This window comes from Corallococcus sp. AS-1-12 (assembly GCF_020036995.1).
GTDB lineage: Bacteria > Myxococcota > Myxococcia > Myxococcales > Myxococcaceae > Corallococcus.
Map to the genome: position 1 here is coordinate 194,846 of NZ_JAIQDD010000010.1, position 17,589 is coordinate 212,434.

At 71.4% G+C, this 17,589-nt stretch carries 14 protein-coding genes; 5 read left to right on the forward strand and 9 right to left on the reverse strand.

The window, feature by feature from the left end:
- The first annotated feature begins 166 nt into the window (after positions 1-166).
- Positions 167-868, forward strand: a complete 702-nt coding sequence (locus K8556_RS18885) for a transglutaminase-like domain-containing protein (RefSeq protein WP_223741455.1) — start codon at positions 167-169, stop codon at positions 866-868.
- Here K8556_RS18885 and K8556_RS18890 read toward each other — a convergent pair.
- Complete coding sequence (locus K8556_RS18890; RefSeq protein ID WP_223741456.1) at positions 840-1,421, reverse strand: sugar O-acetyltransferase; 582 nt, start codon at positions 1,419-1,421, stop codon at positions 840-842. The two genes, K8556_RS18885 and K8556_RS18890, sit on opposite strands and share 29 nt — an antisense overlap.
- Positions 1,422-1,525: 104 nt before the next feature.
- Here K8556_RS18890 and K8556_RS18895 point away from each other — a divergent pair, with 104 nt between their 5' ends.
- Complete coding sequence (locus tag K8556_RS18895; RefSeq protein ID WP_223741457.1) at positions 1,526-2,299, forward strand: HAD family phosphatase; 774 nt, start codon at positions 1,526-1,528, stop codon at positions 2,297-2,299.
- Between the two features lie 103 nt (positions 2,300-2,402).
- On the opposite strand, the gene K8556_RS18900 is transcribed toward K8556_RS18895, so the two are convergent.
- The 5 genes from K8556_RS18900 to K8556_RS18920 all read right to left on the reverse strand — a co-directional run bounded on the left by K8556_RS18900 (position 2,403) and on the right by K8556_RS18920 (position 10,300).
- Entirely contained in the window at positions 2,403-4,118 is a 1,716-nt protein-coding gene (locus tag K8556_RS18900; protein WP_223741458.1) for an OmpA family protein, read from the reverse strand.
- A 42-nt stretch (positions 4,119-4,160) separates the two neighbouring features.
- Positions 4,161-7,301, reverse strand: a complete 3,141-nt coding sequence (locus K8556_RS18905) for a kelch repeat-containing protein (RefSeq protein WP_223741459.1) — start codon at positions 7,299-7,301, stop codon at positions 4,161-4,163.
- Positions 7,302-7,589: 288 nt separating this feature from the next.
- Complete coding sequence (locus K8556_RS18910; RefSeq protein ID WP_223741460.1) at positions 7,590-8,597, reverse strand: type VI immunity family protein; 1,008 nt, start codon at positions 8,595-8,597, stop codon at positions 7,590-7,592.
- Positions 8,590-9,327 (reverse strand): hypothetical protein, encoded by a 738-nt coding sequence (locus K8556_RS18915; RefSeq protein ID WP_223741461.1) that lies wholly within the window; start codon positions 9,325-9,327, stop codon positions 8,590-8,592. The genes K8556_RS18910 and K8556_RS18915 overlap by 8 nt, the downstream gene beginning before the upstream one ends.
- On the reverse strand, positions 9,317-10,300 hold the full coding sequence (locus K8556_RS18920; protein ID WP_223741462.1) for a hypothetical protein: 984 nt from the start codon (positions 10,298-10,300) through the stop codon (positions 9,317-9,319). Before K8556_RS18920 ends, K8556_RS18915 begins: the two co-directional genes overlap by 11 nt.
- 48 nt (positions 10,301-10,348) lie before the next feature.
- On the opposite strand from K8556_RS18920, the gene K8556_RS18925 reads away from it, so the two are divergent.
- Positions 10,349-11,200 (forward strand): tRNA (5-methylaminomethyl-2-thiouridine)(34)-methyltransferase MnmD, encoded by an 852-nt coding sequence (locus K8556_RS18925; RefSeq protein ID WP_223741463.1) that lies wholly within the window; start codon positions 10,349-10,351, stop codon positions 11,198-11,200.
- Here K8556_RS18925 and K8556_RS18930 read toward each other — a convergent pair.
- Both K8556_RS18930 and K8556_RS18935 read right to left on the reverse strand, forming a co-directional pair.
- On the reverse strand, positions 11,151-11,768 hold the full coding sequence (locus K8556_RS18930) for a DUF2378 family protein (RefSeq protein ID WP_223741464.1): 618 nt from the start codon (positions 11,766-11,768) through the stop codon (positions 11,151-11,153). The genes K8556_RS18925 and K8556_RS18930 overlap by 50 nt on opposite strands.
- 79 nt (positions 11,769-11,847) lie before the next feature.
- On the reverse strand, positions 11,848-12,849 hold the full coding sequence (locus tag K8556_RS18935) for a LysR family transcriptional regulator (RefSeq protein ID WP_223741465.1): 1,002 nt from the start codon (positions 12,847-12,849) through the stop codon (positions 11,848-11,850).
- A gap of 81 nt (positions 12,850-12,930) precedes the next feature.
- Here K8556_RS18935 and K8556_RS18940 point away from each other — a divergent pair, with 81 nt between their 5' ends.
- Positions 12,931-13,824, forward strand: coding sequence for an NmrA family NAD(P)-binding protein (locus tag K8556_RS18940; RefSeq protein WP_223741466.1), 894 nt, complete (start codon positions 12,931-12,933; stop codon positions 13,822-13,824).
- Between the two features lie 139 nt (positions 13,825-13,963).
- Complete coding sequence (locus K8556_RS18945) at positions 13,964-16,732, forward strand: bifunctional acetate--CoA ligase family protein/GNAT family N-acetyltransferase (protein ID WP_223741467.1); 2,769 nt, start codon at positions 13,964-13,966, stop codon at positions 16,730-16,732.
- A gap of 30 nt (positions 16,733-16,762) precedes the next feature.
- Here K8556_RS18945 and K8556_RS18950 read toward each other — a convergent pair whose 3' ends face one another.
- Complete coding sequence (locus tag K8556_RS18950; protein ID WP_223741468.1) at positions 16,763-17,578, reverse strand: hypothetical protein; 816 nt, start codon at positions 17,576-17,578, stop codon at positions 16,763-16,765.
- Between the last annotated feature and the right edge of the window lie 11 nt (positions 17,579-17,589).

Here is a 17,589-nt window from a genome sequence, read left to right on the forward strand (position 1 = left end):
CGCCGGACACCACCCGGCGCACGGCTGTCATCAGGGGTGCGGGCCTTCGCTGCGGAGGTCAGGCTGGAAAGACAGGGGTTTGGCGTTCGCCCTGGGCGCCCCGGGCGCTGGCACGCGCCGTGCTCAAGGGACAGGCATCCCCGCTGTTCCTTCGAGGCCCTGTCCCATGGCGATCTCCTCCCTGCGTCCGTCCTCCAGCCCGTGCGCGAAGCCCTCTCCCGAAGCCGCGCAGGCCCCGCGGAATGTCGTGGTGAAGGTCGTCAACCCGGATGGCTCGCACGTGAAGACGGTGGACTCCGCGAAGCAGCCCCAGGAGTTCGCGAAGCTGCTGAAGGACATGGGCCTGACGAAGGAGGCCCTGCTGAAGGGCGAGGGCGTGAAGAGCCACTGTCCGAAGCCCACCGGCTCGCAGAGCTTCCAGAACAACTGGAACCGCGACAGCTTCGAGCCGGCCAAGGCGCAGGGCGCGAAGGGCCCGTCCTCCGGCAAGAGCGCGGATGCGGTGGCCCAGGACATCGCGAAGGAGGCCACGTCCTGGAAGTATGACTATTCGGGCGGCAAGTCGTGGGATGCCGCCATGAAGAACGCCGGCAACTTCGACGCGTCCAAGTCCGGCGTCTGCGTGGACATGGCCATCGAGGCCGAGCAGCGCTTCGAGCAGGCCGGCGTGGACGCGCAGGTCGTCTTCGGCAATACGGACCAGGGCCTTCATGCGTGGGTGGAGTTCAAGGACGACAAGGGCCAGTTCCAGGCCTTCGACCCCACCGCCGCGGCCTGCACCAAGAAGGCCGACGACGCCATCACCCCGTATGACGGCGGCGCCTACAAGTACCAGGGCGTCACGGAGACCCACCAGGCCGTGGGCTGAGGTTCCGGATGACGCGACAGGGATTGCCGGCGGCGAAGACATACGGGGGGATGTCCCGCGTCACCACGCTCCCCGCGCCGATGGTGGTCCCCTCGCCGATGGTGACGCCCGGGCAGATGATGGACCCGCCGCCAATCCACACCTTGGCGCCGATGGTGATGGCGCGGCCCAGCTCCGGGCACTTGATGCGCTCATCCGGGTCCAGGGGATGCGTGGCCGCGTACACCTGCACCCCCGGGCCGAAGGACACGTCGTCGCCAATCGTCACCGTGTTGCAGTCCAGGATGACGCAGTTGAAGTTCATGAAGACGCGCTCGCCCAGCCGGATGTGCTCGCCGTAGTCGCAGAGGAACGGCGGTTCGATCCACGTCCCGGCGCCCACCTTGCCCAGAAGCTCGGCGAGCAGGCTCTCACGCAGCGGCAGCGCGTCCTCGGTGGACTGGTTGTAGGCGCGCAGGAGCTTCCGGGCGCGGATCCGCTCGGCCACCAGTTGCGGGTCGGTGGCGCTGTACAGCTCGCCCGCGAGCATCTTCTCTTTCTCGGTTCGTGCCATGCCCTGAAGGTTAGTCATCCGTTCTCCTGGATGGTGAACAGCCCGCCTCCCGGCTGCGCGGACACGGGTGACACCGGACGGCGCGGCCAGCGAGGATGCCGGCCATGAGGACTGAGCGGGTCGAGGAGACGCTGGAGCGCATCCATCGCGAGGTGGAGCGGACGCCGGACGGCGTGCTGGCCTTCGATGGCGACGGCACGCTGTGGAGCGGGGACGTGGGGGACGACCTGTTCATGGCCCTGCTGGAGCACGGCGGCGTGCGTCCCGAGGCGCGCGAGGCCCTGGAGTCGCTGGGGGCCCGCCATGGCGTGGAGGGGCATCCGGACGCGGTGACGCTGGCGCACGCGCTGTTCAAGGCGTTCGAGGCCGGGCGGCTGCCGGAGAAGGACACCTACGAGATGATGGCGTGGATCTTCGCCGGCTGGCACGCGGAGGAGCTGCGCGGCTTCGCCCACGACGTGGTGGCCCGGCGGGGCGTGGCCGGCCGCGTCCACCCGGAGGCCCGCCGCGTGGTGGAGTGGGCCCGGGGGCAGGGCGTGGACTGCTACGTGGTCAGCGCGTCGCCGCGCGCGGTGGTGGAGGCCGCCGTGCGCGAGGTGGGCATCCCGCCGGACTTCGTGGTGGCGTGCACGCCGAAGGAGCAGGGCGGACGGCTGCTCACGTCTGTCCTTGAGCCCGTGCCCTACGGCCCCGGCAAGGTGAACAGCCTGAGGCTGCGGACGGACCGGCCGCTCTACGCGGCGTTCGGAGACAACGTGTTCGACCTGGAGTTGCTCGCGGCCTCCCGCGTCCCGGTGGCCATCCGGCCCAAGGCGCGGCTGCGCGACCGTGCGGCGGAGCTGCCCGCGCTGGTGCAACTGCACCCCGAAGAGGCCTGACGCGAAACGGGCGTGGAGGAAGCCTCCACGCCCGTCTCACTGAAACCTCACGCGCCGCTTCGTGGGGGACCACGAAGCGGCGTCATGTCGGGCCCCGCGAGGGTCAGCCCCCCGTCACGGGGATGAACTCCACGCGGCGGTTCGCGCTGCGGCCCTCCGGCGTCTCGTTGGACACGCGCGGACGGTCGGGGCCGTAGCCCTTCGCCTCCAGCCGCGAGCCCGCGATGCCCTTCTGGATGAGGTACGCGCGCACGCGGTTCGCGCGCTGGTGGCTCAGCGTGCGGTTGGCCTCCTCCGGGCCGCTGTTGTCCGTGTGGCCTTCGATCCGGACCTTCAGCTTCGGGTTCGCCTTCAGGTAGGCCACGATGTCATCCAGTTGCTGCTGCTCGTTCTCCTGGAACTCCGACTGGTTCACCGGGAACTGGACGATGTGCTCCAGCGGCGACTTCGTCTCCTCCGCGGGCTTCTCCTCGGGAGGCGGCTGGGGCTTGGGCTCCTCGGGCTTGGGCTGCGGCTTCGCGGGGCAGCCACGCTCGGACGCGGGGCCCGCCTCGTTCGGGCAGGCGTCGTCCTTGTCCGGCACGCCGTCGCCATCCGTGTCCTTCACCGGGCAGCCGCGCTCGGAAGACGGACCGGCCTCGTTCGGGCAGGCGTCGTCCTTGTCCGGCACGCCGTCACCATCCGTGTCCTTCACGGGGCAGCCGCGCTCGGAAGACGGACCGGCTTCGTTCGGGCACTGGTCCTCGCGGTCCACCACGCCGTCGCCGTCCGTGTCCTTGTCCGGGCAGCCGTTGTTCTCCACGGAGCCGGCCTCCAGCGGGCAGCGGTCGTCCTTGTTGGCCACGCCGTCGCCGTCGTCGTCCTCGTTGGGGCACTGCTCCGGCGTGTGGCTGCGGCCGGTGCGGCAGCGGTCCACGGGCTCGGGCTCGTTCGCGTACGCGATGCCCGCGGCCAGCCGGAACGACGGCGTGCCCGGGATGTCCGTGAAGCCGTGCCCGCCGAGCGCGAAGGCCTCGAAGCCCGCCCCCACCGGCAGCCGCACGCCGCCCAGCAGCTCCAGCGCCAGGTCCGACTCCACGAGCGACTCGGCGGCCTGCAGCGCGACTTCGGCGCGCAGCCCCTTGCCGCGCGTGGCCACCACCACGCCCTGCTCCAGCTCCGTGCCGACGTCGCGGCCCGGCTCGACCTCCTTGGAGCGGATCCGGATGCCCGCGTTGGCGCCCAGCACCACGGGGCCCACTTCGCGGCTGATGGACACGCGGGGCGCGAACTGGAACCCGGCCCAGCCCGCCTGGCGGCCGAACGCGTCCGCCGTGCCCCCCGGAATCCCGATGTCCAGGCCCAGGCCCAGGAACACCGGCGCGCCTTCCTCGCGCCGCAGCAGCTCGTAGCGCACGCCCAGCTCCGGCGTGCCCAGGCCGAACGAGTCCGGCTCGCTCACGCCCACCAACTGCTCCGCGCCGTGACCGCCCTGCGCGATGATGACGGGCAGCTTCGCGGAGAACTCCAACCGGTCCACCGGCGACCACGCGCCGGCCAGCCAGCCCGCGGTGCGGTAGTGGAGGATGGAGCGCTCCAGCCCGTCACTGCCCTGGAGCAGCAGGATGCCGCGCTCGTAGTTGACCATGAGGAGCAGGCGGTAGCCGCCCTCGGGGAGCACGCGGCCGGTGTCCACCAGCATCGAGTCCGTCGCCGCTGGCGTGAAGCGCAGGCGCTCCAGGTCCAGCGGCACGAGCGGGCTCGTAGGGGTCTGCGCGAACGCGGCGGGGGTGACGGCGGTGGCCAGCAGCGCGGCCAGCGCCCAGCTCTTTGCCTTCATACGCAAGGGGAGGTCCATTCGAGAAAAGAGGGAGCGCATGTCTCAGTTCCCCCGGGCCGGGTTCTGACGGCGACGCGACGTGCCCCAGGCCGCCAGCGCGGCGAGGAGCGCCAGCGCGGACGAGCCGCCGCCGGTGCTGTCGCAGCCACCGCCAGCGATCTCCACGACCTGCGCCTGGACCCGGACCTGGAACGTGCACTGCGCGGTGTTGCCCGCCTCATCCGTGGCGGTGACGGTGACCTGCGTGGCCCCCGGCGCGAACGCGCTGCCCGACTCGGGCGAGGACGTCACGGTGGGATTCGCCGTCACCGCGTCCGTGGCCGTGGGCGTGAACGTCACCTGCGTGTCCGGCGCCACCGTGATGTCCGCGGGGCAGGTGAGGGTGGGCGCGGTGGTGTCCTGCACCGTCACCGTGAACGTACAGGTGAGGCCGGTGGAGGTCGCGGTGACCGTCGTGGTGCCAATGGGGAAGAGCGCGCCCGACGGCTGCGAGTAGCTCACCGGGAGGCCCGCCGGCTCCAGCACCGCGGGGTCGTAGGTCACGATCGCGCCGTCCGGATCCGTCGCCTCCACGACGAGGTTCGCGGGGCAGGTGAGGGTGGGGGTCACGACGTCCTCCGTCACGTTGAGGGTGACGGTGGCGACGTTGCTGTCCGTGGCGCAGTCGCGGACGCGGTACGTGAAGCTGTCCGGGCCCACGTAGCCGGCGGCGGGCGTGTACTCGAGGTTCCCCTGCGCGCTGGTGCCCAGCGTGCCGTGCTGCGGCGGGGTGACGATCGTCCAGGTCAACACCTGCCCGACGTCCGGATCCGTGCCGGCCAGGGCGAGCGCCGTCGGCGTGTCCTTCTGGATGGTGACCGTCTGGTCCGCCGCCGTCGGGGGCTGGTTGGCGACGACCGTCACCATGCGGCCGCCGGGGATGGCGTTGGCGAAGACGGAGAGCGCGTAGGTGCCCAGCGGCACGTCGGCGGGCACGGTCACCGTCGCGCGGGTGTCGGAGGTGTTGCTGCTGGGGAGCGTCCAGAGACGCCCGCCCTCGGCGGCCTGCAGGCGCACCAGCGGGAAGTCGGTGGGCGAGTCCGCGCTGTTGCCGCCGCTTCCGCCGGAGATGCCCCGGAAGCGCTGGCCCTCCATGACGGTGGGGCAGGCGGCGACGAGGGTCGCCGGGTTCGTCACCGTGGGCTTCCAGGCGGTCTGGGCCCGGGTGTCGTCATACACCTGCGCGTTGGTGGCCTCCTGACCGCCCGCCAGCAGGACCTCGCCCGAGGACAGGGCGACGCTGAACAGGCCTCCCGCCGCAGTGGGGTCCGCGACGTTGATCCACGCGCGGAGGAGGGGGTCATAGACCTCCGCCGTGTTGGCGTAGTCGCCATTCGTGGTGATGCCGCCCGCGGCCAGCACCTTGCCGGAGGCCATCAGCGTGGCGGTGTGCAGCCAGCGCGGCTGCGAGAGCGCGCCCACGGACGTCCAGGTGTTGGTGCCGGGCGTGTAGAGCTCCGAGGACGTGAGCTCCGTGCCGCCCGAGATGCCGCCCGCCGCGAGCACCTGGCCCGACGGCAGCAGCGTCAGCGTCAGCTCGTCCCGCGCGCCCGCGAGGCCCGCCGCCGGGGTCCAGGTGTCGTTGGCGGGGTTGTAGATCTCCGCCGAGGCCAGCGCCGTGCCACCGGCGTTGTGGCCGCCAGCGACGAGCACCCGGCCGTCATGCAGCAGCACGGCGCGGTGTCCGGCGCGCGCCGCGACGAGCGAGCCCGCCGCGGTCCACGTATTCGTGTCGGGCGCGTAGAGCTCCGCGCTGCCCAGCACCGTGGTGTTCTGCTGACCGCCGACCACGAGCACGCGGCCATCCGGCAGGAGCGTGGCGGTGTGCAGGTGGCGCGGGCTCAGCATGTTCTCGGTGGCCAGCCACGTGTTGGTGGTGGGGTCGAAGCGCTGCGCGTTGGGCGTCGAGGTGTTCACGTTGCGGCCACCCGCGACCAGGACCTGGCCCGAGCGCAGGAGGGTGGCGGTGCCCCGCTCGCGCGGCACGTCGAGGTCGGGCAGGGCGGTCCACGCGTTGCTCGCGCGGTCATACAGCTCCGCCGCGGGAGACGACGTGAAGAGGCCGCGGCCTCCCACGACGAGCACCTGGCCGGAGGGCAGCAGCGCCGCCGCGGAGTCGGTCCGGGGCGTGCCCATGGTGCCAGCGGGAGACCAGCGGCTCAGGGCGGGGTCGTAGACCTCCGTCTGCGCGAAGAACGTCGTCCCGGGGGTCGTGGAGAATCCGCCCGCTATGAACACCTTGCCCGAGGGCAGCAGCGTCGCGGTGTGGTTCTCGCGGCCGACGCCCATGGTGCCGCCGGAGGTCCACGTGCCGGTGGCAGGGTCGTAGATCTCGGCCGAGGTCAGCGCCGGCGACCCGAAGACAGAGCCGCCGGTGACGAGCACCCGGCCGTCAGGCAGCAGCGTGGCCATGTGGCCGGCGCGCGCGGACGCGAGGCTGCCGGTCGCGGTCCAGGTGTTGGCCGCCGGATCGTAGAGCTCCGACTGGGACGTGGCGCCGCCCGCGGCGAAGCCACCCGCGACGAGCACGCGGCCGTCGGGGAGCAGGGTGCTGGTGAAGTAGTGCCGGGCCACCAGCGGGGGCGCCGCGGCGGACCAGGTGCCGGTGGCCGGATTGTAGAGGTCGGCGCCGGACACCTCTCCGCTGCCGCTGAAGCCGCTCACCACGAGCACGCGCCCATCGCGCAGCCGCGTGGCGCTGTGCGCGTTCCGGCCCACGGACATGGAGCCCGTGGCGGTGAAGGCGTTGGTCGCGGGGTCGTAGAGCTCCGCGGTCGCGAGCCGGACGCCGCCACCACCGGTGCCGCCCGCGATCAGGACCTGTCCCGTGGCCAGCAGCGTGGCCGTGGGGAGGCTGCGGGTGGAGGCCATGTTGCCCGTGCCGGACCAGGTGTTGGCCACGGGATCATAGATGCGTCCCCCCTGCGAGCCGTCGGTCAGCACCAGCACCTTGCCCGAGGGAAGGAGCACGGCCAGGGTGATGTTGCCCGTGAGGCTGGAGGTTCCCGCGGAGGCCCAGGTGTTGGTGGCGGGATCGTAGGTGTCCGCCGCGCTCACGAAGCCGGTCGTGTTGACGCCGTTGACGACGAGCAGCTTCCCGTTGGGTAGCAGGACGGCCGCGTGTTGCCCGCGTGGCGTCCCCATGGGAGCGGTGGCGTACCAGGCCGGCGGCGCCGCGAGACGGGCGTGAGCGGCGCGGATGCCCTCGGATGCCGCCGGGCGCTCGTTCCCGCCGCAGGACAGAAGGCCCAGGCTCGCGGCGAACAACAGGAGCCTGCTCCAGACAGCGCGTTGTGACCGCATCGATGAAACCCCGATCCGCGAGGGCTGGCGCGACCACGACCGTCGGCCCGCCGCTCGACGTGAACACTCCGGGTTGCGGATTATCAGTGCGCCGGGTGCTGGGGCAATGCGTTAAAGAATCCGGTGTGGTTACCCATCACGTGGGTCGTAGACCTTCTCGGGAGGGGCCTCCAGGAAGCGGCGCCACCAGAGACGGGCCTCCTCGTCGGTGTAGCCGTCCCAGGTGTTGACGTGGGGGAAGGGCAGGAGCCAGGGCTCCAGGAACCGGGCCAGCTCGCGATACGCCGGCAGGGTCTCACCCAGCTTCGTGTCCCCCGCGAGCGGCGCGGGCCCCAGGCTGATCAGGGCGCGGCCTCCGGTGAGCTCCTGGACGGAGGTCTCCGGATGGCTCAGGTGGGAGCGGAGCGCCTGGAGGCCGCCCACGGTTTCAAGGAGGGGTGGGCCCAGGAAGTTCAGCCAGTGGATGCCGTCAACCTGGGGGCCCATGTCCATGGACGTTCCTGCCGCGGGCACAGCCCAGCCGGGATGGCGGAGCAGGTCCGCCTTGAGCAAGGGAAGGGACTTCCAGAATGCTCTTGATGAGGCGAAGGACAGCCCGGCATGGGCCGTCGAGAACGGGAGGGAGCCGGCAAGCTCCAGGGCCAGTTCACGCAGCCGTGACGCGCCTTGCTCTTCTAGAAACCGGAGGGGCACGTGGACGCTCAAGACGCTGAGCATTCTTGCGCTGGGATTGCGCCAGGGCAGCCGGGAGCGATAGCGGAACTCGTAGCCGCTCGAATCGGATTCGTCGCCCGTCAGGCGCACGTTGGCGTCGAACCGTCTCCGGGTCAGGATGTCGAACCAGAGGGAGTCTCGCGGCAGGTCGTCCAGGAAGTCATCGGTCGGCGCCGCGCCGAGTCGTTCGCGCAGTTCCTCCCAGACGCTTGGCGTGAGCGGCGAAGGGTCGCCATCCGCGTCCCAGGTGGTGGTCAGCCTTCCGGAGTCTGGCCCCAGGGTTCGAAGGTAGACGTCGAGTGCGTGGACCACCGAGGCCGCGATCCTGCCGTGGTCGTGAGGCATGAAGAAATCAAAGCCCACCACGGGTTGGACCGTCGGAATGCCGGCGCCAGGAGGTTGCCGAGCCAGCGGCTCATCCACGGATGACTCCCATCAGGGGCGTGATGATGGCGGGTTTGCACCGTCCCCCAAGCCGCGCATAGTCGTTCAACTGCTCAAGTGCCGCATCCAGTGGATGTTCTTTCGCCCACCGGGTGCAGGGAAACTTGAAGTCATAGATGCACTGGACCTGGTTGGGCTGTCCGGAGGCATGCAGCACGATGTCCGGCTTCATGGAGCCCTCCCACTGATTCGTCAATGCATACGCGCCGCTCTTCGAGCTTTCGCCGAAACGTGGCTCGATGGAGATCTGCTCGGGAAAGAGCGTGAGGATCTCTCGCTGGACACAGGCAAAGGCCACCGCATGTTTCAGGGTGCCCAGCTCCATCTGCCGCGTGAGGAACTCGCCTTTCTTGTTCCGGCCGATCACTCGCTTGCACTCCGCATCATCCGGGTACTTCCCCTCACCGTACTCACGCTCATTGACGAGGTGGTTCGCCTCCTTCGCGCACTCCACCAGCAGGTGCTCGATGCGGGCCACGTCCGCGGCCTCCAGGAGCTTCATCGTGGCTCCCGCCGAGGCCGCGGCCCTCGCGGCCTTGTCCACCCACGGCAGGAACGCCTCGTCCCCCGGCTGCGTGTAGCAGGCGGGATTGCGCAGGCAGCCACTGGTCGCGGAGTCCGTGGTCTGCGAGTACTGCCTCGGCCCCGAAGCGCACGACAGACACAGCAGGGCCACCAGCCCACACAGCAGGCGCCCCTCAATCATCATCTTCACCCGCGTCGTGCGCCGCCGCGTTGAAGAGGCCGAAGCCCCCGGCCTCCTCGCTGGAGATGTCCGCCCGGCGCAGGGCAGGGGAGTCCCGCGTCTGTCCCACCGCCATCCACCGGGGCGCGGCCAGCAGCACGCCGTCCCCCGGCAGCTCCGGCAGCAGGTGCTCCAGGTCACCAAGGATGAACTCCGCGTGCCCCACGCCCTCGGGCTCCGGCAGCCCCACCGGCGGATGCCACGCGCCTCCGTCCAGGTGCCCGAAGGGGAAGCTCCCCGTGCCGCTCGCCCCTCCGTACCCGCCCTCCAGCAGCCGCCTTGTCCGCTCCACCCCTCCCGTCACCGCCGGCAGGCACACGCGCGTCAGCCAGTCCCAGGTCGCCGCGCCCTCCTCCACGGGCCAGTCCAGCTCCACCGTGTCGTCCGCCTTCGCCAGCAGCGCGTCGATGTACGCACACGCCGCTCGCGGCCCCAGCACGCCGCCCCGGCGCGCCTCCTCCACCGCCGCGGGCCACAGCTCCTCGCGGTAGTAGTGCGCGAAGTAGAACCCCGGCTCGTCCCACTCCGGACGCGCGCCCCGCGGCAGCTTCGCCAGCACCAGCCCGCTCGACAGGTACGCAGGGCCCGTGGCCCGGGGATGGAACTGGCTGAAGGCCAGCCGGAACACCCGCACCGCCAGCCCCGCCTCCTCCGTCGCCTCCAACCCCTCCGGACACCCCGCGCGCAGGTGGAAGTCGTCGAAGCGCAGGAACACGTCCACCCCCATGCCCACCGCGCTCCGACACAGCGACTCCAGGCACTCCGCCAGCGGATGCCCCGCATGCACGGGGGCCTCCCACGCCGCCGCCCGCACCGTGCGCGTCTCTGCCTCCACCCGCAGCGACAGCCGCACCCGGCCGCCCCCGAACGCAGCCTCCCCGTGCCGGACGTCCTCCCCGTGAAGCACGCCCCGATGTTCCTGCCCTGGAGTCGTCATGCTAGGCACCCATCCTTTCCCACACGTCCCCTCCAGGCCAGGAGCCCCATGTCCGAGCCCTCCCATCCGCGCGACGGCGACTTCGAGCTCGTCACCCTGCGCAACGGCCACCGCGCCGTGCGCCACCTGGGCCATGGCGAGGTCATGCACCCCGCGGTGGGCCCGTGGCAGGAGGCCCTGCGCCTCTACGTCGACCAGCCCGGCCTCGCGGACCGCCTGCGAAAGCCCGGCCCGCCGCTCGTCATCCACGACGTGGGCCTGGGCGCCGCCACCAACGCCGTCGCCGCGCTCACCCGCGCCCGGGAGCTGGGCCCGGAGCGCGCCCGCGACCTGCACATCGTCAGCTTCGAGGTGGACCTGGCCCCCCTGCGGCTCGCGCTCGCGGACGCGGAGGGCTTCCCCTTCCTCCAGCCGTTCCGTGAGGCCGCCGAGCGCCTCATGAAGCACGGCGCCTGGTCCGAGCCCGGCCTCCAGTGGACCCTCAAGCTGGGGGACGCCGTGCCCTTCCTGGAGCCGGACGCGGAGCTCCCCCCCGCGGACCTCGTCTTCTTCGACCCGTTCTCACCCGCGTCCAACCCGGACATGTGGACCGAGGCCGTGCTCGCCCGGGTGCGCCGGCATTGCCGGGAAGACGGGGAGGGCGCCCTGCTGATGACCTACAGCGCGGCCACGCCCACCCGCGTCACGCTGCTGCTCGCGGGGTTCTACGTGGGCGCCGGCGCTTCCACCGGCACCAAGGGGGAGACCACCGTGGCCTCGACCCGCTACGAAACACTGACCGCCCCGCTGGGGACCCGGTGGCTGGAGCGCTGGGAGCGCTCGTCCTCCCGGGCCCCGCACGGCGGCACCCTCACGCCTGAGGTCGAGCGTCGCCTCCGGACCCATCCTCAGTGGCGCTGAGCGCCCCTTCCACGGGGGCCTCGCTCCAGCGCAGGTGGAACGTGGCCGCCGTGCCGTCGAACTCCTCCGGCAGCGCCACCACCCGCCACCCCCCGCACAGCGCCACCGCGCGCGCCAGCAGGCCCGCCGCGAACGTCGGCTGGTCCGCCAGCACGTCGTTCATCCAGAGCTCCAGCGACGTCGCGCTGCGCTCCACGATTTTGACTTCACTGAAGTTGTTGCCGGCGCGAAAGCCCAGGTCCGCCCGCAGCAGCATCCTCCGGGGACCGGCCAGCCGGCCCACGCCCAGCAGCGCGCGGCCAAAGAACGTCCCGAAGTAGGCGTCCATGAAGCGCTCGCCCAGGGAGTAGTACGCGGCCTCCGCCGGCACGCCGCCGTAGACGTGGCCCGCCGCGATGCGCAGGAACTCCCGCCACTGCTCCAGCGAGTAGGTGCGCTCCAGCTTCTTGTCGAGGTCCAGCCCAGCCCGCTTGAGGTGCTCTCGGCACGCGGGCGTCAGGCGATTCTCCAACGCGCGGACGAAGAGCGCCTCGACGGTCTGGGCGAAGACAAGCTTCTCAGGATTCATGCGGAGCACCCTACACGAAGCCCCCCATGCGATGCTCCCCCACCTGTGTACTGACGTTCAGTGCCGTGCCCCCCGAGTGTCAGGAAGCTGGCGCGCGCCGCACCCTTCGTGAACTCCGGGTGTTTTCAGACCCCGTGCTGACGGACCGCGCCACGAGTCCGCGCAGCCACTGGTGCGCGGGGTCGCCGTCGAAGCGCTCGTGCCAGACCTGGAGGATGTCGAAGGAGCGCAGGGGGATGGGCGGGGGGAACACCTGGAGCGCGTACGCGTCCTTGAACGCGGCGATGAGGCGGCGGGGCGCGGTGAGGACGTGGTCCGAGCGCGACACCGCCAGCGGCGCGATGAGGAAGTAGGGCACGCGCACGGCGATGCGGCGCGGGGGCAGGCCGAGCTGGGCCAGGGCCAGGTCCACCGCGCCCACGCCGTCGCCCTTCGGGCTGATGAGGATGTGGGACAGCTCCAGGTAGGTGTCCACGTCCAGCGTGCGGCGCACGGTGGGGTGGTCCTTGCGCACCACGCAGACGAAGTCCTCGGTGAGCAGCCGCTGCTGGCGCAGGCCCGGCCCGGACGGCGCCGGCGCGACGATGATGGCCAGGTCCACCTCGCCCGTCTCCAGGTGGCTGGGGAAGGTGTGGCTGTCCACGTGCAGCACGGACAGGTCCACGCCGGGGGCCTCGCGGCCCAGGAGCTCCAGCGCGCCCGGCAGCAGCACCGACCCGAAGAAGTCGCGCGTGGCCACGGTGAAGCGGCGCTTCGCGGTGGCGGGCGCGAACGCGGGCTCGTCGCACAGGGCCCGCCGCAGCTCCGCCAGCCCCCGCTTGAGCGGCGCGGCCAGGGCCTGCGCGCGCGGCGTCAGCACCATGCCGCCCTGGCCGCGGATGAGGAGCGCGTCGCCCAACAGCTCCCGCAACTGGGCGAGCGCGTGGCTCATCGCGGACTGGGTGAGGCCCACGCGCGCGGCGGCGCGGGTGACGTGCACCTCGTGCAGCAGCGCGTCCAGCGCCACCATCAGGTTGAGGTTGATGCCGGAGAGGTCCACCTCGGCGGGGGAGGGCGCTGGGGTTTCATGAGCGCGGCGCATGGAGGCATGCATAGCATGCAGTGGCCTCATGCAGGGCGCGGGGGCACTGTTCCGCCATCTCGCGGTCGCTGGAGGCACCCCATGTCCATCGTCATCAACACCCCGAACGGCAACATCGGTCGTCCCCTCGTGGAGAAGCTCTTGAAGGCGGGCCGCAAGGTCACCGTCATCTCGCGCACGCCGGAGAAGGTGGCGGACCTGGTGAAGCTGGGCGCGAAGGTGGTGCAGGGCTCCATCGAGGAGCAGGCCACGCTGGACGCGGCGCTCGCGGGCGCGGAGGCGCTGTTCTGGCTCTCTCCGCCCGCCATCCGCCCGGACTTCCACGACTGGGCGAAGGCCAACGGCCAGCGGGCCGCGGAGCGCGTGAAGGCGCACGGCGTGAAGCGCGTGGTGATGCTCTCCAGCGTCGGCGCGCAGAGCGGGGCGGGCACCGGGCCGGTGTCCGCGATGAAGTCCATCGAAGAGGCCTTCCAGGCGGCGGCGCCGAACGTCGTCAGCCTGCGCGCGGGCTTCTTCATGGAAAACCTGCTGCGCGACGTGCAGGGCCTGGCGAAGACGGGCGCGCTCTTCAGCTCGAACCCGGAGACGATGGCCTTCCCCATGGTCGCCACCGCGGACATCGCGGCCAAGGCGGCCGAGTTCCTGCTGGACCCTTCATGGACGGGCCACCGCTACGTGGGCGTGCACGGGCCCAAGGACCTCACCTATCCGGAGGTCGCCAGCATCCTCACCCAGGTGCTGGGCCAGCCCGTGAAGTACGTGCGGGTGGGGCTGGACGACCTGCGCAAGGGGATGCTGGGCGCGGGCATGCCCGCCTTCGCGGCGGACACCTTCGTGGAGATGTACGGCGCCATCCAGGACGGGCGCATGAACTCGGCGGAGCCGCGCTCGAAGGAGACCACCACGCCCACCACGCTGGCGGAGTTCGCCAGCACCGTGCTCAAGCCGGCGGTGGAGCGGGCGCGCGCGTCCTGACAGCGCCCGCCTGTTCGCTCGTATCAGCAACAGGAGGGGGAGACGTGCGCTGCCCCGCCCCCTCCCTGACAACTGGTGCACGATGGGGGCCTGCCGGAGATTGCTCCGGTACGGTCACCCCACCGAAGACGAGCGCACCATGGACGAGCAACGCCCCGCCAAGCCCCCGGCCCGGACGGACCCCTCCATCGACCTGCTCCACCAGCGGACCCGTCAGCCGCTGGAGGTCATCTTCTCCCCCCGCAGCGTCGCGGTGGTGGGGGCGAGCGAGCGGCCCGGCAGCGTGGGCCGCACCGTCCTCTGGAACCTCATCAGCAGCCCGTTCGGCGGCACCGTCTACCCGGTGAACCCGCAGCGGCCCAACGTGCTCGGCATCAAGGCGTGGCCCTCCCTGCGCGCGCTGCCGGAGCCGGTGGACCTGGCCGTCATCGTCACCCCCGCGAAGTCCGTGCCGGCCATCATCCGCGAGTGCGCGGAGGTCGGCGTCAAGGGCGTCATCATCATCTCCGCGGGCTTCAAGGAGACGGGGCCGGAGGGCGCGAAGCTGGAGCAGGAGGTGCTGCACATCGCGCAGGCCGCGAACCTGCGCATCATCGGGCCCAACTGCCTGGGCGTGATGCGCCCCACCAGCGGCTTCAACGCCACCTTCGCCAAGGGCATGGCCCGCCCCGGCAACGTGGCCTTCATCAGCCAGTCCGGCGCGCTGCTCACCTCCATCCTCGACTGGAGCCTGCGCGAGGCCGTGGGCTTCAGCGCCTTCGTCTCCGTGGGCTCCATGCTGGACGTGGGCTGGGGAGACCTCATCGACTTCCTCGCGGATGATCCGATGACGCGCTCCATCCTGCTGTACATGGAGTCCATCGGCGACGCGCGCGCCTTCCTGTCCGCCGCGCGCGAGGTGGCCCTCACCAAGCCCATCATCGTCATCAAGGCCGGCCGCACCGCGCAGGCCGCGCAGGCCGCCGCGTCCCACACCGGCACGCTCGCCGGCAGCGACGAGGTGCTCTCCGCCGCCTTCCGCCGCGCGGGCGTGCTGCGCGTGGACTCCATCGAGGACCTGTTCCACATGGCGGAGGTGCTGGCCCGCCAGCCCCGGCCCTCCGGCCGCAGGCTCACGCTGCTCACCAACGCGGGCGGCCCCGCGGTGCTCGCCACGGACGCGCTCGTGTCCGGCGGCGGGGAGCTGGCCGTGCTGTCCGACGACACCCGGAAGCAACTGGACGGCTTCCTGCCGCCGCCGTGGAGCCACGCCAACCCGGTGGACATCCTGGGAGACGCGGACGCGGAGCGCTACGCGAAGGCGCTGGAGACCACCGGCGCGGACCCCAACAGCGACGGCCTGCTCGTCATCCTCACCCCGCAGGACATGACGGAGCCCACCCAGACGGCGGACCGCCTCAAGGGCTACGCGAAGCTGCCCGGCAAGCCCGTGCTCGCCAGTTGGATGGGGGGCTCCGAGGTCGCCGCGGGCGAGCGCATCCTCAACGACGCGGGCATCCCGACCTTCGGCTACCCGGACACCGCAGCCCGCGTCTTCAACTACATGTGGCGCTACTCGGACAACATCGCCGGCCTCTATGAGACGCCCACGCTGGCGGAGGAGCCCACCGGCGGAGGCCGCGACGTCGCCCGCGCCCTGGTGGACGAGGCCCGCGCCTCCGGCCGCACCCTCCTGTCCGAGTACGAGTCCAAGCGCCTGCTGGCCGCCTACGGCATCCCCACCGTGGAGACGTGGCTCGCCACGACGGAGGACGAGGCGGTGGAGAAGGCCCGCGCGCTGGGCTTCCCCGTGGTGCTCAAGCTGCACTCGCTCACGGTGACGCACAAGACGGACGTGGGCGGCGTGCGGCTGGACCTGCGCGACGAGGCCCAGGTGCGGGACGCGTACCGCGCCATCCGCGACGCGCTCGCGGAGCGGGGCCTCCAGGACGCGCTCCAGGGCGTCACCGTGCAGCCCATGGCGAAGCTGGACGGCTACGAGCTCATCCTGGGCAGCAGCCTGGACGCGCAGTTCGGGCCGGTGCTGCTCTTCGGCGCGGGCGGCACGCTGGTGGAGGTGATGCAGGACCGGGCCCTGGGCCTGCCGCCGCTCACCACCACGCTGGCGCGGCGGATGATGGAGCGCACGCGCATCCACCACGCGCTCAAGGGCGTGCGCGGCCGGGCCCCCGTGGACCTGGGCGCGCTGGAGCGGCTGATGGTGCGCTTCAGCCAACTGGTGGTGGAGCAGCCCCTCATCCGCGAGCTGGACATCAACCCGCTGCTCGTCTCCGGTGAGCGCATCATCGCGCTGGACGCGCGCGTGGTGCTGCACCCGCCGGACGTGCAGGCCGCGTCGCTGCCGAAGCTCGCCATCGAACCGTACCCGCACCAGTACGCGAAGGTGCTCACGCTGAAGAACGGCGAGCAGCTCCTGGTGCGCCCCATCCGCCCGGAGGACGAGCCCGCCATGGGCCGCTTCCACCAGGCCCTCTCCGAGCAGACCGTGTTCATGCGCTACGCGGGCCTGATGAAGCTCAGCCAGCGCGTGGCCCATGAGCGCCTGGCGCGCATCTGCTTCAACGACTACGCGCGGGAGATGGCGCTCGTCGCGGAGCGGCCGTCCCCGGACGGGAAGGGCGGGGGAGAGATTCTGGCGGTGGGCCGGCTCACGCGCCTGCGCGGCACGAAGGACGCGGAGTTCGCCATCACCGTCAGCGACACGGCCCAGCGGCTGGGCCTGGGCACGGAGCTCTTGCGGCGGCTGGTGGACATCGGGAAGGACTGGGGCCTGCGCCGCATCGTCGCGGACATCCTCACGCGCAACCGCGGCATGCAGGCCGTCAGCAAGAAGCTGGGGTTCACGCTCCTGGATCACGAGGAGCTGGCCCCGGACATGGTCAAGGCCGTGAAGGTGCTCAACGGCTGACCGTGCCCGGGGCTCCCCGTCACCTGGGCACTACACGTCGTCGCAGGGCGTGCCCAGCCGCGCGCCCGTGTAGACGCCCAGCTCGTTGTAGATGAAGGGCAGGTTCTCACCCACCGGCACCGCGCGCAGCTTCTGGCGCTTGCTCTTCACCACCCAGAACGACGGCTCCTCGCGGTCCACCACGAGGCGCAGGTCGCCGCCCTGCGTGGAGAAGATCTCCCCCTGCGAGTCGGTGACGACGTTGAGCATCTTCTGCTGCTTCACCTGGCCGCGCTGGCCCGTGAAGATGCGGAAGCTCTTGTTGTCCGCGCCGATGCCGCGCTCCACCAGGTAGTAGACGCCCTTGTCGTCGCGCAGCAGCGCGTACGGCTGGAACTTCACCGGGTTGGGCTGGTAGGCCGCCTTGCGCAGCAGCTCCCGGGCCTGGTCCGCGGGCACCGGCTGCTGCGGCAGGGTCTTCTCCCCGCAGCTCAGCGTGCACGTCTTCTGGTCCTCGCTGAGCTTCAGGTACGACACGACCCGGTAGTCCATGCCGCGGAAGTTGTCGTTGGCCTTGGGGTTGAAGAAGCGGGGCTCGAAGAAGCCGCCCTCCGTGGCGTTGGGGTAGCCCACGGGCGCCACCTGCGTGAACGTCTTGCCGTCCCCGTAGTACAGCTCGCCGTCGTGCTCGGGCGTCTGGGGCAGGAGGACCGTGTAGTGGCCCTTCCCGTCCGCGCAGACCTTCGCGGACTCCAGCACCATGCGCTCGCGCAGCTTCTGCTCCTTGCCCCAGGGGGGATCCATCGCGAGCGCGGCTTGCGGGGCCAGGACGAGCCCCAGGGCGATGACCATGCGTCGAAGAGTCATGTCAGTGGGCT

Coding starts and splice junctions, on each gene's coding strand:
- K8556_RS18885 (WP_223741455.1), top strand. CDS start 167: ATGGCGATCTCCTCCCTGCGTCCGTCCTCCAGCCCGTGCGCGAAGCCC.
- K8556_RS18890 (WP_223741456.1), bottom strand. CDS start 1,421: ATGGCACGAACCGAGAAAGAGAAGATGCTCGCGGGCGAGCTGTACAGC.
- K8556_RS18895 (WP_223741457.1), top strand. CDS start 1,526: ATGAGGACTGAGCGGGTCGAGGAGACGCTGGAGCGCATCCATCGCGAG.
- K8556_RS18900 (WP_223741458.1), bottom strand. CDS start 4,118: ATGAAGGCAAAGAGCTGGGCGCTGGCCGCGCTGCTGGCCACCGCCGTC.
- K8556_RS18905 (WP_223741459.1), bottom strand. CDS start 7,301: ATGGGGACGCCACGCGGGCAACACGCGGCCGTCCTGCTACCCAACGGG.
- K8556_RS18915 (WP_223741461.1), bottom strand. CDS start 9,327: ATGATGATTGAGGGGCGCCTGCTGTGTGGGCTGGTGGCCCTGCTGTGT.
- K8556_RS18920 (WP_223741462.1), bottom strand. CDS start 10,300: ATGACGACTCCAGGGCAGGAACATCGGGGCGTGCTTCACGGGGAGGAC.
- K8556_RS18925 (WP_223741463.1), top strand. CDS start 10,349: ATGTCCGAGCCCTCCCATCCGCGCGACGGCGACTTCGAGCTCGTCACC.
- K8556_RS18930 (WP_223741464.1), bottom strand. CDS start 11,768: ATGAATCCTGAGAAGCTTGTCTTCGCCCAGACCGTCGAGGCGCTCTTC.
- K8556_RS18935 (WP_223741465.1), bottom strand. CDS start 12,849: ATGCGCCGCGCTCATGAAACCCCAGCGCCCTCCCCCGCCGAGGTGGAC.
- K8556_RS18940 (WP_223741466.1), top strand. CDS start 12,931: ATGTCCATCGTCATCAACACCCCGAACGGCAACATCGGTCGTCCCCTC.
- K8556_RS18945 (WP_223741467.1), top strand. CDS start 13,964: ATGGACGAGCAACGCCCCGCCAAGCCCCCGGCCCGGACGGACCCCTCC.
- K8556_RS18950 (WP_223741468.1), bottom strand. CDS start 17,578: ATGACTCTTCGACGCATGGTCATCGCCCTGGGGCTCGTCCTGGCCCCG.